The sequence below is a fragment of the Streptomyces sp. LE64 genome (assembly GCF_052606915.1).
In genome coordinates this window covers 4,128,875-4,143,361 of record NZ_CP199708.1, presented here as the reverse complement: position 1 = coordinate 4,143,361, position 14,487 = coordinate 4,128,875, and the positions used below count along the sequence as shown (strand labels likewise).

6 protein-coding genes are annotated in these 14,487 nt (G+C 70.4%); 3 read left to right on the top strand and 3 right to left on the bottom strand.

What is annotated here, in order from left to right; genetic code table 11:
• Nucleotides 1-74 precede the first annotated feature (74 nt).
• From ACSMX9_RS18745 to ACSMX9_RS18735, 3 genes are all read right to left on the bottom strand, one after another.
• On the bottom strand, nt 75-593 hold the full coding sequence (locus ACSMX9_RS18745; RefSeq protein ID WP_445395367.1) for a hypothetical protein: 519 nt from the start codon (nt 591-593) through the stop codon (nt 75-77).
• Between the two features lie 815 nt (nt 594-1,408).
• Nucleotides 1,409-1,729 (bottom strand): hypothetical protein, encoded by a 321-nt coding sequence (locus ACSMX9_RS18740; RefSeq protein WP_445395365.1) that lies wholly within the window; start codon nt 1,727-1,729, stop codon nt 1,409-1,411.
• Nucleotides 1,714-9,075 (bottom strand): TreTu family toxin, encoded by a 7,362-nt coding sequence (locus ACSMX9_RS18735; RefSeq protein ID WP_445395363.1) that lies wholly within the window; start codon nt 9,073-9,075, stop codon nt 1,714-1,716. The genes ACSMX9_RS18740 and ACSMX9_RS18735 overlap by 16 nt, the downstream gene beginning before the upstream one ends.
• 569 nt (nt 9,076-9,644) lie before the next feature.
• Between ACSMX9_RS18735 and ACSMX9_RS18730 the strand changes: the two genes are divergently transcribed.
• From ACSMX9_RS18730 to ACSMX9_RS18720, 3 genes are all read left to right on the top strand, one after another.
• The gene (locus ACSMX9_RS18730) at nt 9,645-13,145 is read left to right on the top strand and encodes a DNRLRE domain-containing protein (protein ID WP_445395361.1); all 3,501 of its coding nucleotides are present in this window, start codon (nt 9,645-9,647) and stop codon (nt 13,143-13,145) included.
• Nucleotides 13,146-13,377: 232 nt separating this feature from the next.
• Nucleotides 13,378-13,818: a hypothetical protein gene (locus ACSMX9_RS18725; RefSeq protein WP_351248979.1), complete on the top strand. Its 441-nt coding sequence runs from the start codon at nt 13,378-13,380 to the stop codon at nt 13,816-13,818.
• A 4-nt stretch (nt 13,819-13,822) separates the two neighbouring features.
• Entirely contained in the window at nt 13,823-14,452 is a 630-nt protein-coding gene (locus ACSMX9_RS18720) for a thiol-disulfide oxidoreductase DCC family protein (RefSeq protein ID WP_445395359.1), read from the top strand.
• Nucleotides 14,453-14,487: the final 35 nt, after the last annotated feature.

The following is a 14,487-nucleotide window of genomic DNA, read 5'->3' as shown; positions in this document are numbered from 1 at the left end:
CACGCACGAGGGCCGCCGCACCGATCCCGGTGCGGCGGCCCTCGTGCGTGTTCCCGTTCGCCGGCGACGCGGCCTCAGACCGGCTCCGCGGACCGCTTGCGGTGGAAGGCGGCGAGCACCGAACAGTCCGACCCCCAGTGCGGCTGCGGCCGGCGCACGGTGGTCACGGCCCCGGGCACCGGCACCTCGTCCCCGGCGGACGGCACGTCCAGCACGTAGAACTCGGCGCTCTCCCCGCTGAGGACGACCGCGGCCCGCGGTGCGGTGCCGATCCGCAGGGTGAACGCGTCCTGGGCGTCGATCGGGGTGCTCGACACCACGGTCAAGGCCCCCGGCGCCGCCCCGGGCTCGGCCACCGCGCACTGGAAGTCCCACACCCCCCGCACGACCAACAGCCCGGCCACCGCCTCCGCATGGGCGAGGGCGGTCCGCAGGTCGAACAGGACGGCGCCGGTCGCACCCCGCGGATCCAGCCGGGCGTCCAGCACCGCGGCCCCTTCCAACGCGTCGTCGTCGAGGAGCGGATCGGCGCCGGAGGGCTCCCCGCCGGGCAGGGACGGGTCGGCACGGAGCAGGTCCGCGATGCTCAGCACGGGCACACCTCGCTGGGGGCACTGCCTATCCGAGGGATCACTGTTCTCCTAGCTGGCTGTGAGGGGGCTACCCGGAGGGGGTCGCGCACCGACCGGCGGGACGGCGGGCCACAGGGCCGCGACCCGTCGCACGGAGGTGCAGCGCACCGCAGAATAACCCTACGTCCGACGTGACTTGCCTGCCGATGGGCGGGGGCCGGCAGCCTGACGGCGGGCCGCCGAGGGTCAAACGGGGCGTGTTGGGCGATTCTTCCCTGCTTCGGCCAGACCGCGCGATGTGCCGACGTACCGTCAGGGGCTTCACCGGGGGGAGTGGCGGGCGTCGCCACCGCTCCACGTCGGAGTGGGTTTCCCGCCACGGTTGCCCCTGGTCTCCACACAGCGCTCTCACGGACGGCTGCCTTCGCGCCTCCGCCTCCGGCAGTGACAGGCCGAGCACGCGGGAGGCCACGAAGACCGCCGAGCCGGTGGCAGTCCCCGATCCGCGATGGTCGAGGGTGGGCGCATCCCTTCGGACCAGCCCCCGGCCCCGTTGCATGGCCAGGGCCCAGGGCCCGCCACCCTCCGCCGCGCTCTCGTGGTCCATCTTCACGATGACGGCGACGCCGGCCCCACCGAGGGACGCCGCGGAAACTCAGGATGAATGAGGCTCAGTAACCCCGGCGAGATCACCGGTAAGCCCGGCGACGAACCACAGTTCTGCGCAGTCCCCGTCCGTTTCCGTCAACTGCTACCGTCAGACCACGATGGAGCCCCGCCCGGCACTGCCCGGGCGGGGCTCCATGTTCGCTAACGCATCGTTTCCTAGCGAACCCTCAAAGACCCTGGAGAACCCAATCACGGGCGGCCACAAGGCAGGATTCGAGATCATCAGGCGATGTCAGGCGGCCGCTACGCGTCTGAACTTGACCCGTTTCCGAGTTCGCTAGATCTTCCTCAAACTCCCCGGTATCCCACAGCACCACCTGAGCCATGAAGTTGCCGCCATCAAGGGTCCAGCTCACTGACGTCAGCTCACCCTCACTAGGGAACGCCTCAATCTCTGAAATATCCCGCAGAGCCTCTGTCTTGTGGATCTCCTGTCGGATCCACTCCTGAGCCCGCTCCAGCAGCGCACTACCTAGGAACATCCCCATCCTCCCAGCTTGATGTTCTTCGCTTCGGGAAGTTGAGGAACAGGGTTCCCCTTCTTCTGCGCTAGACGAGCAAAGATGGTATCGGAATCTGACATCTTGAAGTCCCCCGGCCTGCCGCCAGGAATGAGTGAAGATTTCGGCACGTCGAATTCTGCGTACACAGATCCTGGGCGAGCCGATATGTATGCGTCTCGACTTGCCGGGTACACAACGTAGGTGAAACCACCCCCACCACGTTGAACCATTCCGGTCTCCATCATCGCCTGATGCTCTGCCCCAGACATCCAACGACCAACAGTGACCATTCCGTCGTTTGGAGTGTGGCCTCCACTGTTGTGAACGAGTACCGGCGTGGCCCCCGCCAGCACATAGTACGTGTGGAGGTCGTCGACCGTGAGGTTGTAGGTCTTGGCGTGCTGGGTGAAAGGTCGGTTTCCCGTGACGATGACGGTGGCGCCCTCGTCGGTGAGGAGGGTCATTCCCGCCGCGAGTTCCCTGGCGGTGATCCACTCGTGCTGTGACGGGGACCAGAAGGGGTGTTCGTGGGTGGCAGTGAGCTCTTCGACGCCGTCCTCGGTCATGATGGACAGCTCGTTGAAGTGCTTGTCCTCCTCCGTCCTGATGAGGCGGGTGACCTCACGCGGTCCCGACTCCCCTGTCTCCGGATCGCGCGCCCGCACCTTGTCACCGAGTTCGACGTCCTCGATGTCCTTGGTGGTGCCGTCCGCCATGAGGACGTCGGTTCCGGCCAGGAAGCACTTGCAGGAACGTGCGGACAACGCGCGACCCAGGCCGGTCTTCGCGGACGCGGCAGCCGGATCGGCACTCCGGAACCCGCTCTCGTAGAGCCCGAAACCCGTTACGCGGGCCGCCTCGACGTCTTGGAAGTAGTCCTTCATCCCCTGCGAGCAGCCGAGCTCCTCGTGCGCGAAGCAGACTCCCACCGCTGTGGCGATCACCTGGTTCACATCGACGAACTTCTGCTTCTGGTATCGCTTCGACAGGTCGTTTCGGAAGGCATCGATCCAGGCTTTTTCCTGAGCCTTCGACTTCGAGAAGGACTTGACGGCCCCGTATATCTGCTGGCGGGCGTCACGGCCCGCGTCGCGTATTCCACCGAGGATTCCCTGTTGGAGGCTGGTCGTGACGCTGACGGGGCAGTGGTAATAGCACCCGCCCTTGCCGACACCGCCGCGGGGGACTCCGACGTCCTTGCGTGCCTTCTGCCCCTTCCGGGGCTCGCTCTGCCCCGTGCCGTCGTCGATCCAGAGTCCGGTGGGGTCGCTGGCGGTGACGGGGGTGTTGTTGGCGTAGGCGTAGCCGTTGATCTGGAGCGGGTCGGCCAGGTCCATGATCGGGTCGATGCTGATGAAGCGACCGATCTGGGAGTCGTACTCGCGGGCGCCGATGTGGGTCAGGCCCGTGGTCTTGTCGTCGATGCCGACGCCGAGGTAGCCGCGCTTGTTGGGCCAGGTCGGCGGCTGGGGGCCGCGGGCCTCCCCGTAGGGCTTGTGGGCGCGGCGGGTGACGGTCTGGTTGCCGATGAGTTCGACGGTGGTGTTGGCCGTGCCCAGGTGGTCCGGGATCAGGGCGTTGAGCACGTGGGCGGTGGTGGCGCCGTTGGTGGTGGTTCGGGTGACTGCCGGGGTGCCGGCCTGGGAGTAGGTGCGGGAGGCGCGGGTGATGGTGCCGCTCGCGTTGGTGGTGAGTTCGGTTTCGCCGAGGTAGAGGGTGGAGCCGGTGGCGGAGTTCTCCAGGATGCGGTTGCCGGCGGCGTCGTAGACGTAGCGGGTCGTCGTACCCGAGGTGGAGTCGCTGATGGAGTCGAGTTTGTTCTCCTGGGTCCACTGCAACTGCTGGGTCGTCGCGGGCAGGTCACGGGTCTCGGTGTTGCCGAGCACGTCGTACGCGTAGGCGCTGCCGCCGCCGCTGGACCGGGAGACCGCGGTGAGGGTGTGCGGCTGGACCTCCTGCGCCGGGGAGGTGCCGTTGCCGGGCACTTGCTTGCCGTGGTGGTAGGTGTGGGTGACGTCGTTGGCAGGGTTCGCCGGATCGTGGTCGGTCGAGGTGACGCGGTTGCCGATGAGGTCGAAGGTGAACGACTGGCGGTAACCGGTGGCCCCGCCCGACACCGTTCCGGTAGCGGGCGCCGCCGCGGCCAGGGACGCGGTCAGGGTGTTGCCCGCGCCCGCGGCCTGCACGGGCTTGCCGGCGGACTCGGCGACCGGCCCGCTGGAGGGCCGGGCGTCCTCGCGGTACCCCCAGTTGGCGCCGTTGGCGGCTCGACATCCCGCGCCGTTGCCGGTGGGCGCGATGCTGGAGGTCCAGGCGTGGACGAGTTGCCGCATGGTGTCGTAGGTGAAGCACTGGTTGTCCCAGGACGAGCCCGCCGCGTCGCGCAGGTTGCGGGCGTGCGAGGTGATCGCGCCGGTGACGTCGTAGGAGTAGTAGCCGTCGGCGACGCGGTGCGGCCCGGCGGTCTCGCGGTCGGTGACGGTCCGCTGGAGGCGGCCGGTGTGCCGGTCCACGAAGTTGGTGGTCCACAGCCGGTCCGGCTGTGAGCCGCTGACCACGCGCAGCACCTCCCCGTAGGGGGAGTACGTGGCGTCCGAGGTGTACCAGTTGAGGCCGGAGGTGGACTCGGGGAGCCCGTCCTCGTTGTAGCGGGTCACGACCGTCTCGGCGGCGAGGCCGCCCTTGGCGGGGAGGGTAACCGAGTGCGGCTTGCCGGTGGGGGTGTACGCGTAGGAGTAGGCGTAGGTCCCGGAGAGGCCCTTGGTCATCGGGTTCGCGGGGACGACGGTCTCCCGGCCGGTGGGCCGGTACTCGGTGTCGTAGCCGGTGACCCGGTCGACGTAGTCGCCGGTCTCGGTGTGTCGGATGGAGGCGACGGGCAGGCCGAGGGCGCCGGGCGCGTCGAAGGTGAACTCCTTGGCCGGGTCGGCGGTCGGGGAGCCGTGCCGGACCTTGGTGACGCGGCTCAGTTCGTCGTACTCGGTGTGGGTGGTGCGCTGCTTGGCGTCACGGACGGCGATCGCCCGGTCGGCGTCGTCGTAGTCCGTGTGCGTGACGCCGGTGTCGGGGTCGATGCTCTCGGTGAGCCGGCCGCGGGCGTCGTAGGTATAGCCCCAGGAGTTGCCGTCCGGGTCGGTGACCTTGCTGCGGTTGCCGCGGACGTCGTAGTCGTACGTGGTGGTGCGCCAGGCCGACTTGTCCGACTCGGTGTAGTGCCGGACGGAGCTGACCCGGCCCAGTGGGTCCAGGAAGGTCTCGGTGGTCGGGGTGGAGTCGCCGGGCGGGTTCACCTCCGTGCTGCTGTAGTCGTACGTGGTGGTGGTGGCGTACGCCAGGCCGCGACCGTGGTGGACGGCCTGCCGGGTGACCCGGTCCAGTCCGTCGTAGCTGGTCTTCACGGTGCTGGGGACCAGGGTCGGGGACTGGGGCAGGAACAGTTCCCCGGACGGCTCGTCCTTGGCGAGGTATCCGCCGGTCTGGGTGCCGACCAGGCCCCGGTCGTCGTACGTGGTGTCGGTGACGATCCGGCCTGGGCCGTGTGCCTCGCTCTGGGTCTGGACCTGCCGCAACAGGCCGTCGTAGAGGGTGACGTGCTGGCCGTAGCTTCCGTCGTCCTTGAGGGTGCGCACGGTGACGGACGTCGGCGAGGTGGTGGAGGTCCGGTAGGAGATCTCGACGTTCGGGGACTTCGTCCCCGAGGAACGGTCCGGGGTCCAGCCCTTCACCAGGCGGCCCAGTGCGTCGTACTCGGTGCGGGTGACCCGACCGTTGGCATCGGTGACGGTCAACGGCAGTCCGCGCCCGGGGTCCAGGGTCGTCACGGAGGCGTGGCCCTTGGCGTTGATCGTCTTGGTGGAGGTGACGGGGCCGCCGGCGTCGCCGGGGGTGTACTGGGTCTCCGTGGTGCCCAGCAGGGGCTTGGTGACCTTGCGGGCCCGGCCGAGCGGGTCGTAGGTGAAGGTGGTGCTCACGGAGTGGGCGGTGCCAGCGCCGTTGATCTCCGCGACGGAGGTGGGGTCTCCCTTGGTGGGGGTCGCTCCGTGGGCCAGGCCGTCGTAGCTGGTGCGGACCGAGCCCTTGAGTTCGGTGGCCGGGTCCGCGGTGGCGAAGCCGGCGCAGGGGGTGGCGGTGGTGCGCACCTCCTTGGGCAGGCCGATGAGCCAGTCGGTGGTGTTGTGGACGTAGGAGGTGCGGGTGCAAGTGTGGTCGGACAGCGTCTCCCCGCCCCCAGCCGTGGGCGTGACCAGGGCCGTCTCCGACTCGACGGGCAGCCCGTGCACTTCGTCGAACTCGGAGGTGGTGCGGACGGTCCGCCACTCCTCCGTGCCGTTCTCGCCCTCGGCCTTCGCCACCAGCTTGAGGGCGTCGACGCGCCGGATGCCGGTGCGGTGCGCGGTGAGCGGGGGCAGTGCGGTGCCGCCGTCGGCCTCGCGGGAGCGGGACGCCGTCTCCCGGGACCAGGGGTAGGTCAGGCTGCGGGCCAGTGCCCAGGCGCCGGAGTGCTCGTAGGTCAGGGTTTCCGCGGTCATCCCGGCGTACTGGGGGTGGTCCTTGCCGAGGACCTTGCCGGTGGAGTCCTTCACGTCCTCGCCGGTGCCCAGGTAGTAGCGGCTCTCGGACAGGGAGTGGGACCGGGGGGTCCCCGACGGCGACGTGGAGGTCTTGCTGCCCTTGGTGGTGCTGACCCGGCGGTAGCCGCGCCAGTCGCTGTGGGTCCGCAGGGCGGCGGGCTGGAACTCGTCGTCGGACAGGGACCAGGCGGGTTCGGCGTAGGAGTAGATCGTGTGGACGGGTCGGCCGTGCGTCGTCACCTGGCTCACCTCGGTGACCGAGTGGACCGCGTACTTGTTGAACCAGGCCTTCGCCGGCTTGTCGACCTCCCCGTCCGGGGACCACCGGACCGGGTAGCAGGTGCCGTTGTGCCGGCCCTTGTCGGTGGCGGGTTCGGTGGCACAGCCCCCGGTGTACTCGACGAGGACCTTTCCGCCCGACTCGTTGAGGACCGCGCCGATCCGGGGCCGGACGAAGGGCGGGCGGTCGTCGGTCGCGGAGGTGCGCACCAGGTTGGGGAGTTGCCGGTCCAGGAGCCGCTTGCGGACGCCCTTGGGGGAGGACGGACCGACCACGTAGTGCACGAAGCGAACTCCCTCCTCGGACTGGAGCGTGCCGGTGGTGTCACCCGGCGCGAAGCCCTTGCGGGTGATGGACTTCAGCCACAGGCCGGGCGCCATGCTGTACCAGTCCTGCGGGAAGGACTGGTGGAGGGTGTGCGTGTCGACCTTCTGGAGTGTCGTCGCCCCGGGGCGCTGCCCGTAGGTGGTGATCTCGGAGAGCCGGATGCGGCTCCAGAAGGACGGGAACGAGGGACAGAGGTCGGAGGACGCCTTGCAGTTGAGGTTGCCGGGGGTGTCCCACCAGGCGCGGTAGGCGCCCGGGTCGTCGGTCTGGTCGAACTTGGCCGGGGCGCAGACGGTCGCCGAGGCGACGCAGCGTTCGGCGACGACGAAGTCCACCTTGGCGGACGGCTTGGTCAGGTCGGTGGTGCGCATGCCGTACTCGATGTGGTTCGGGTAGGCGGCGCGGTCGTACGCCTCGGGCGTCTTGGTCTTCTGGCGCACGGAGTAGTGGTTGGTGGCCTGCTGCCAGTCGATGACCATCGCGTTGCCGTGCACGTCGACGACCTTGTCCAGGCCCCAGCGCCAGGCTTGCTGCTTGCCCGCGCCGCAGCGCGAATCGGCGAAGGAGGGCGCGTAGCAGGGCTCGCCGGGGTGGTTGCCGAAGACGGGCACGGTGGAGACCGAGTCGGTGTCGGCATGACCGCCGCCGACCTTGTTCAGACCGTAGTAGTACGTCGTGCCGTCGGTGGTGGTGACCACCCAGTACTCGCCGTTGTCGTCGCCGTTGACCCCGCCGGTGCGGCGTTCGACGCGGGTGCCGTCGTCGTTCTGGGGACGGTAGGTCTCGGTGTCGGTCTCGGTGTTGCTGCCCGCGGGGGCGTCACGGACCAGCTCGGTGGTCCTGCCGCCCAGCGACATCACGGCGTTGTAGGAGGTCCAGCAGAGGTCGCTGGTCTTGTCCTTCTTGGCCGTGTTGTTGGGCGTGCGGGGGTTCGCGGCGCCCGGGTCCAGGGGCTTGCGGTCGTCCTCGCAGGTGCGGTAGCGGCGTTGGATGTGTCCGGGGTCGTAGTCCCAGCCGTCTCCGATCCACGACGCCTGCGGGGAGGACACCGAGGTCTTGCCGTCGACCGACTGCGAGTTGTACCCGAGGGCGACGGTCGGTGCGGGGCCGGCGGGGGGTGCGGGCACGGCGATGGGGTAGGTCCAGGTGAAGGCGCCCGAGGAGCCGCCGGCCCCCCATTTGCCGCTGGCGTCGAGGGGGGTCGCCTTGAAGGAGCCGCCGGCGCCGGCGCCCCGGTCCTCGGTGCCGACCACCGCGGTGCCCCCGCCGGTCGCGGCGGGGACCGCGGCGGCGGAGTCGCCCGTGCGGTGCACCGCCGGCACCGTGGCCACGGCCGCGCCGGGGCGGGCGGACGCTCCGGCGGGGGGCGGCGGGTCCGTTCCCTCCGCAGGGTCCACCGTGGCCGTCAGCGACTTCCCGCCCTCGTCGTTGGTCGTCTCCAGGGGCGTGCTCTGCTGGCACTCCTCCAGGTCGGGCGTGGTCAGGTAGCACGCGGGGAACTGGACGAGCCGGAGCCGGGAGGCCCAGTCCGCGCCGTACAGGTTGGCGAACTTGGCGTAGTCCAGCTTGACCCGGACGGGGACCGCTCCGCCAGCCGGGGCCCGAACGGCGAAGACCGCGCCGTCGACGCCGGTGGACACCGGGGCGGTCGGGGCGGCGACATCGACATGCCAGGTTCCGGCGGGAGCGGGTTGTCCGGGTGCCTGGCCGAGGCTGACCGGCAGGGTGCCGGCCCGCACCGGAGGTGGCGGTTCCGGGGTGGAAGCGGACAGGGCGGCGGCCTCGCCCGAGGTCCGCAGGCCCGCGGGCGAGGCCGGGGTGCCGAAGGCGACCGATCCGGTGCCCGCGGCCGGTGGCGTCACCGTGTTCGCCGGCGCCTGGTGTTCCTCGGGGGGCTGCTCGTCATCGTCGTACGGGGACGAGGCGGCGAGCCGCGCCGCGGACCGTCCCTTGCTCGGGACCGGTTGTTCCTCTCCGAGGGACTCCAGGGCGAGGGTGTCCCGTCCGGCCACCTCGCCGGTGGCCGGCACGGGTGGCAGGGCGGCCGCGGTCGCGGGCAGCAGGCCGACCAGGAGTGCGGCGCTGACCAACGGGACGGCGGCGAGCCGGAATCCGCGGCGTTCGTACGGAGCGGATGCATGACGGCCGAGCACGATGGGGTCCCCCCAGACCGGTGTGTGGAGCGGGCCGGAGAGACCACGCGTGATGGCGGATCAGTGGCGAGATTCTGTGTCCGTTGCGTGAGGGTGCGCCAGAGATGTCGCGACTATGTGATCGTCATCACTTTAAGTAACGAATTGAATGCATATCGATGCCGCATTGAGTGGCACACGCCAAGAAACAGCGATGCAATAGACCAATGGCATATGCAGGACACTTACCTGGATCTGATGCCAAAAAGATCGTCACATCGCCCTGAATGATGGGATATCACAGCCTTTTCTCTCCCCGGCTCCAGCTCCTCGCCAGCCCCTCCCCGTTCCTCGAAGCACTGTTCGGACGGGGTGACGTCCTCCCGGGGCGCCCGAGGAGCCGGAGGGCGACGGGTGACGCCGCGCCCGGTTTGAGCGATCATCGGCTCGCCTCGCCATGCCCAGTTCACGGATCGGGGAGATCCGGGGCGCGGCCGGCCCGCCACTCCGGCCGCGCCATGCCCTGCGCACCGGACCTCCAGGGGGAAGGGGAACCCGTGACGCGCACGACACGCGCACCTCGTGCAGGTTTGGCTCCACGCACATCGGGCGGTCGGACGCCCGGACGTCGGGCCCTCGCCGCCGTCCTCGCGGCAACGATCGCCGCCGGTGGGCTCACCTACGTCGGGCTACGGTCCGACGACGGCCCCGATGCAGACCCGCCCCGGGCCGCCCCGGGGAAACCCGCCGCGGCCACCCCGGTCACGGAGGTCGACGCGGTCGCCGAGGCCGCCCGCACCAGGCGGAAGGTGGAGGTCACCGCACTGCGCACGGCGACGTCCACCACCTGGGCACGTCCGGACGGGTTGATGTCCACCCGGTTCCACCCGACAGCCCTCCACGCCGAGTCCGACGGGGTCTGGAAGCCCGTCGATCTCGACCTGCGCCGCACGGAGGAGGGATGGGAACCCACCCTCTCCAACACGAGGATCGTGTTCTCCCCCGGATCGTCGGCCTCCGGTCCACGCCAGGAGGGCACGAGCGGTCGGGCGTCCCGCACCGCTCCCCGCGGCCACCTCGAGGCCGTCCGGCACCAGGCAGCAGCCGACGCCGCCCCCGCCCACCCGCTCGCCACGATGCAGGTGGGCACCCACACCATCGCCCTCACCTGGCCCGGCCCCGTTCCCGCACCGGTCATCGAAGGAAACCGGGCCCTGTACCCCGAGCTCTTCCCCGGCGCGGATCTGGTGCTGACCGCGGACGACATCGGTTTCGCCCCCGTGCTGGTGCTCAAGAACCGCGAGGCGGCGGCGCATCCGCTGGCGCAGAAGCTCACCTACGGTCTGGACTCCGCGACCCTCGTCTTCCGGCTCGACCCCCTGTCCGGGATCGTGAGCGCGGTCGACTCGGAGGACGAAGAGGTCGCCCTCTCGCCCACGCCGTTGATCTGGGACAGCAGCGGCCAACCCGCCGTCACCGACGGCGAGGTCGGGGCCAGCGCGCAGCCGACCGGACCCGAAGCACCGGGCCCCACCGAACCGGGCCCCACCGAACCGACGGCGACCCCGAGTTCCTCGGAACTCCCCCCGCAGTCGGACGAACAGATCGACCCGGAGGGCGAGGTGCTGCCCGCCGCCTCCGACGGCCCGCAGGTCGATCCGACCGAGGCACCGCTCCCGCCCGCCCCTGCCGAGCCGACACCCGAGCCCTCGCGCACCGGCAGCACGGCCACCCTCGGCCTGCCCTCGCTGAACGGGCCGTCGCCCGACTCCCGCGGGGAGGTGATCGAGTCGGACCTCGACGACACCGTCTGGAGCCTGACCCCGGACCAGGAGTTCCTCGCCGATCCCGCCACCACCTACCCGGTGTTCGTCGACCCGTCCTTCACCAAGCCGACGGTGGGCTGGACCACCGCCTACAGTCGGCACCCCAACGCCACGTTCTTCAACGGCAGGGGGTTCAACAAGGGCGGGACGCACGAAGCGCGGGTCGGCTTCGAGTCGGACACCTGGGGGACCTCCCGCTCCTTCTTCAACATCGACCTGGGCTCCCGTTTGGAGGGCGTCCAGATCAGGAGCGCCACGATGCGGACCCTGGCCACCTACTCCTGGTCGTGCAGCCCGCGATCGATGAGCGTCCACCTGACCCGTGAGGTCAACGGACGCACCAACTGGCGCAACGCGCCCAAGCTGCACGACGGCAACAAGTACGCGACCCGGAGCTTCGCGCACGGCTGGAAGGCCTCGTGCCCGGACAAGCACGTGAACTTCCAGCTGAAGAACGCCGTGCAGAAGCACATCGACGGGGACGGCGACAACATCATCACCTTCGGCATGCGGGCCCGGGACGAGAAGTCCCAGTACGCCTGGAAGAAGTTCCGTGCCACCGGTGAGGGGTCCCCGGTCCTGGAGATCGACTACAACCGTCGTCCCGGCGCACCCACCCACCTCGACCTCGGCCCCGAGGCCAAGTGCACGACCTCGCCCCCCTACGTGCGGATGGGCTCCGACCAGGTGACCTTCAGCGCCAGGGCGACCGACAAGGACGCCAACCTCGACCACTTCGACTTCGATCTGTGGCGCACCGGCAAGTGGGACACCGAAGGCGACAGGCTCGGGTCCGTCGGCCGGGTGGGGGTCGAAGCCGGTGTGGGCAGCGCCTCGGTCACCACGAGCGCGTTCTCCATCGCGTCCTTCGCCGACGGCACCCTGTTCTCGTGGCGGGTGCGGGCCAAGGACCGCGGCGACCTGACCTCCTCGTACTCCCCGGCCAGCACGCCGTGCCGGTTCGTCTACGACAAGAAGGCGCCCAAGCCGCCCCGGGTCTCCTCGGTCGACTTCCCCGACGCGGACCCCTCGGACAACGGCTTCGGCAGCGGCGGCGAGGACAGCAACTGGTCCAAGAAGAAGTTCGGCTCGGCTGGTTCGTTCACGTTCCGGGCACTCGACAGCGACGTGGTGCGCTACGAGTACGGCTTCAACTCGGAGAGCTACACCGGCTCGGTCAACCGCACCGCGGGGTCCAGCACCTCCGCCGGCGTGACGATCTCCAACGCCAAGCCCCCGGCGGCCGGACCGAACGTCCTGTTCGTCCGGGTGGTGGACCAGGCCGGCAACGTCTCGAACCCGACGAAGTACTTCTTCTACGTGTCACCACGCGACCAGGCCGACACCGCGGGCGACTTCACCGGGGACGGTCTGCCCGACCTCCTGGTGGTCACCGAGGGCGGGAACCTGGCGCTGTACCCCTCGCAGGGCAAGAACGACGACGTGACGCAGGGCACCGGCGACCTCGACTACTCCATGTCCGCGGCCTACCAGCTCAACCGGCTCAAGGACCCCAACGGGGACGACGCCCCGCCGCACGTGGCCGCGGATCCCGGCCACTTCAAGGGCGCACTGATCACCCATCACGGCGACGTCTACGGCGGGGACGGGTTCCAGGACCTCATCGTCCGGGTCGGAGGCCGGCTCTGGGTGTACCCCGGAGACGGGTACGGCGCGGTCAACGTCGACAAGCGGCGGGAGATCCTGTTGCCGGAGGGAGCACCGTCACCCTCGACGTTCACCCAGATCGTGTCCGCCGGAGACGTCACGGGGGACGGTCGGGTGGACCTCTTCGCCACCGTCGGGGACGCCCTGTGGGTGTTCACCGGCTACCACGGCGCCACCGTCGAGAAGGCGACCCGCCTCACCTCCGCGCCCTGGGCGCAGCGGGACCTGGTCTCCGCCTACGACATCAGCGGCGACGGCGTCGCGGACCTCGTCTACCGCGCGGAGCCCGGCAAGCTGGTGCTCCGCAAGGGCAAGCCGGCGGCCGGCGGCGGCGTGGACCTGTCCTCGCTCGCGGCAGCGGCCAACTCGGCCGGCGGCGCCGACACCACGTACGGGGCCACCGGCTGGTCCACGGCCAGCGCGCCCTTCGCGGTCGGCACGCCGGACGCCGACGGGGACGGCATCGGGGACGTCTGGTCGGTGCAGGCCAACGGCTCGGTGCGGTTCCACCCTGGCTCGCGGACCGCCCTGACCGGCAACGGGGGACAGATGATCGGTCCCAACAGCCACTGGAAGACCCGCATCGCCGTGGGCTGACCCCGGTGCGGTGGCCACCGCACCAGCCCCGACCGGCCGCCCGGACGCTCGTCGTCCGGGCGGCCGGCTGCGTTCGGAGGGTTAGGGGCCGTGCGGCCGAAGGCGGCGCAGACTTACTTGAACGCGTTCAAAAACAGGTCTACAGTCACCCGTGACAGGTTTTTGAACACGTTCAAGAGGCGTTTCGGGTCGGTGCTGCCGCACCCGGGACGCGAGAAGGGGGTGGGGGTCCGTGGCGCAGGAACAGGACCTCACGTGGATCGCGTACCTCGTCTACACCGTCGTCGGCATCGGGCTGACCGTCTGGGTCGCCCGGACGCTCAGCCGGAACGGGCGGATCTTCCTCTCCGACGTGCTGCGCGGCAACGAGAAGTTGGCGGACGCCGTCAACCATCTGCTGGTGGTGGGGTTCTACCTGGTCAACCTCGGGTTCGTCGCGCTGTACCTCAACCAGGACGACGAGATCACCGAGGCCCGCGAGGTCTTCGAGGCGCTGTCGACCAAGCTGGGCGTGGTGCTGCTGGTGCTCGGGGTGCTGCACCTGGCCAACGTGTGGGTGCTGAACAGGATCCGGCGGCGCGGCGCCATGGAGCGGGAGCAGTTCCCCCCGGTGCCGCCGCAGGAGCACACCGCGAACCTGGGCCCGTGGGCCCCGCCCACCGGCAAGGCGTGACCCGGTGACCGACATCGCGCCCGCCTCCGCGCCGGCGGTCCGTGCGCTCACCGTGCTGTACGACGCGACCTGCCCGCTCTGCACCTTCCTGCGCGGCTGGCTGACCCGGCAGCCCCAGCTGGTGCGGCTCGACTTCGTGCCGGCCGGCTCGGACGAGGCCCGGCGCAGGTTCCCCGCGCTGGACCACGCCTCCACCCTGGTGGACATCACCGTCGTCGCGGACGGCGGCCAGGTGTACCGGGGCGCCCATGCCTGGGTGGTGTGCCTGTGGGCGCTGGGCGAGTACCGGGCCTTGGCCCACCGGCTCGCCACGCCGCAGGGCGCCCGGCTGGCCAAGGGCGCCGTCGTCGCGGCCTCCCGGTACCGCCGGACCCTGCACGCGCGGCGGGCCGGGGCCGTGGGAACGGCCCCCGGGGCGGGGGGTGTCGGTCCCGGCGGGGGGCGGGACCGACACCCCGGGTACGCCCGGGCCGGGGCGCCGGTCGTGCACCGGGTCGGCGAGTGGGAGTACCGGGGCGGGATCGGCTGGGTACGGGTGCCGGCCCCGGCCACCGCCCCCGCGCCGGGTGGGGCCGGCCTCCGTGCCCTCCCGGCCGCCCCCACCTGCACCGACGACGGCTGCACCACTGGTTAGGCTCGACCCCGTGTCCGCAGCGAACGATCGACCGA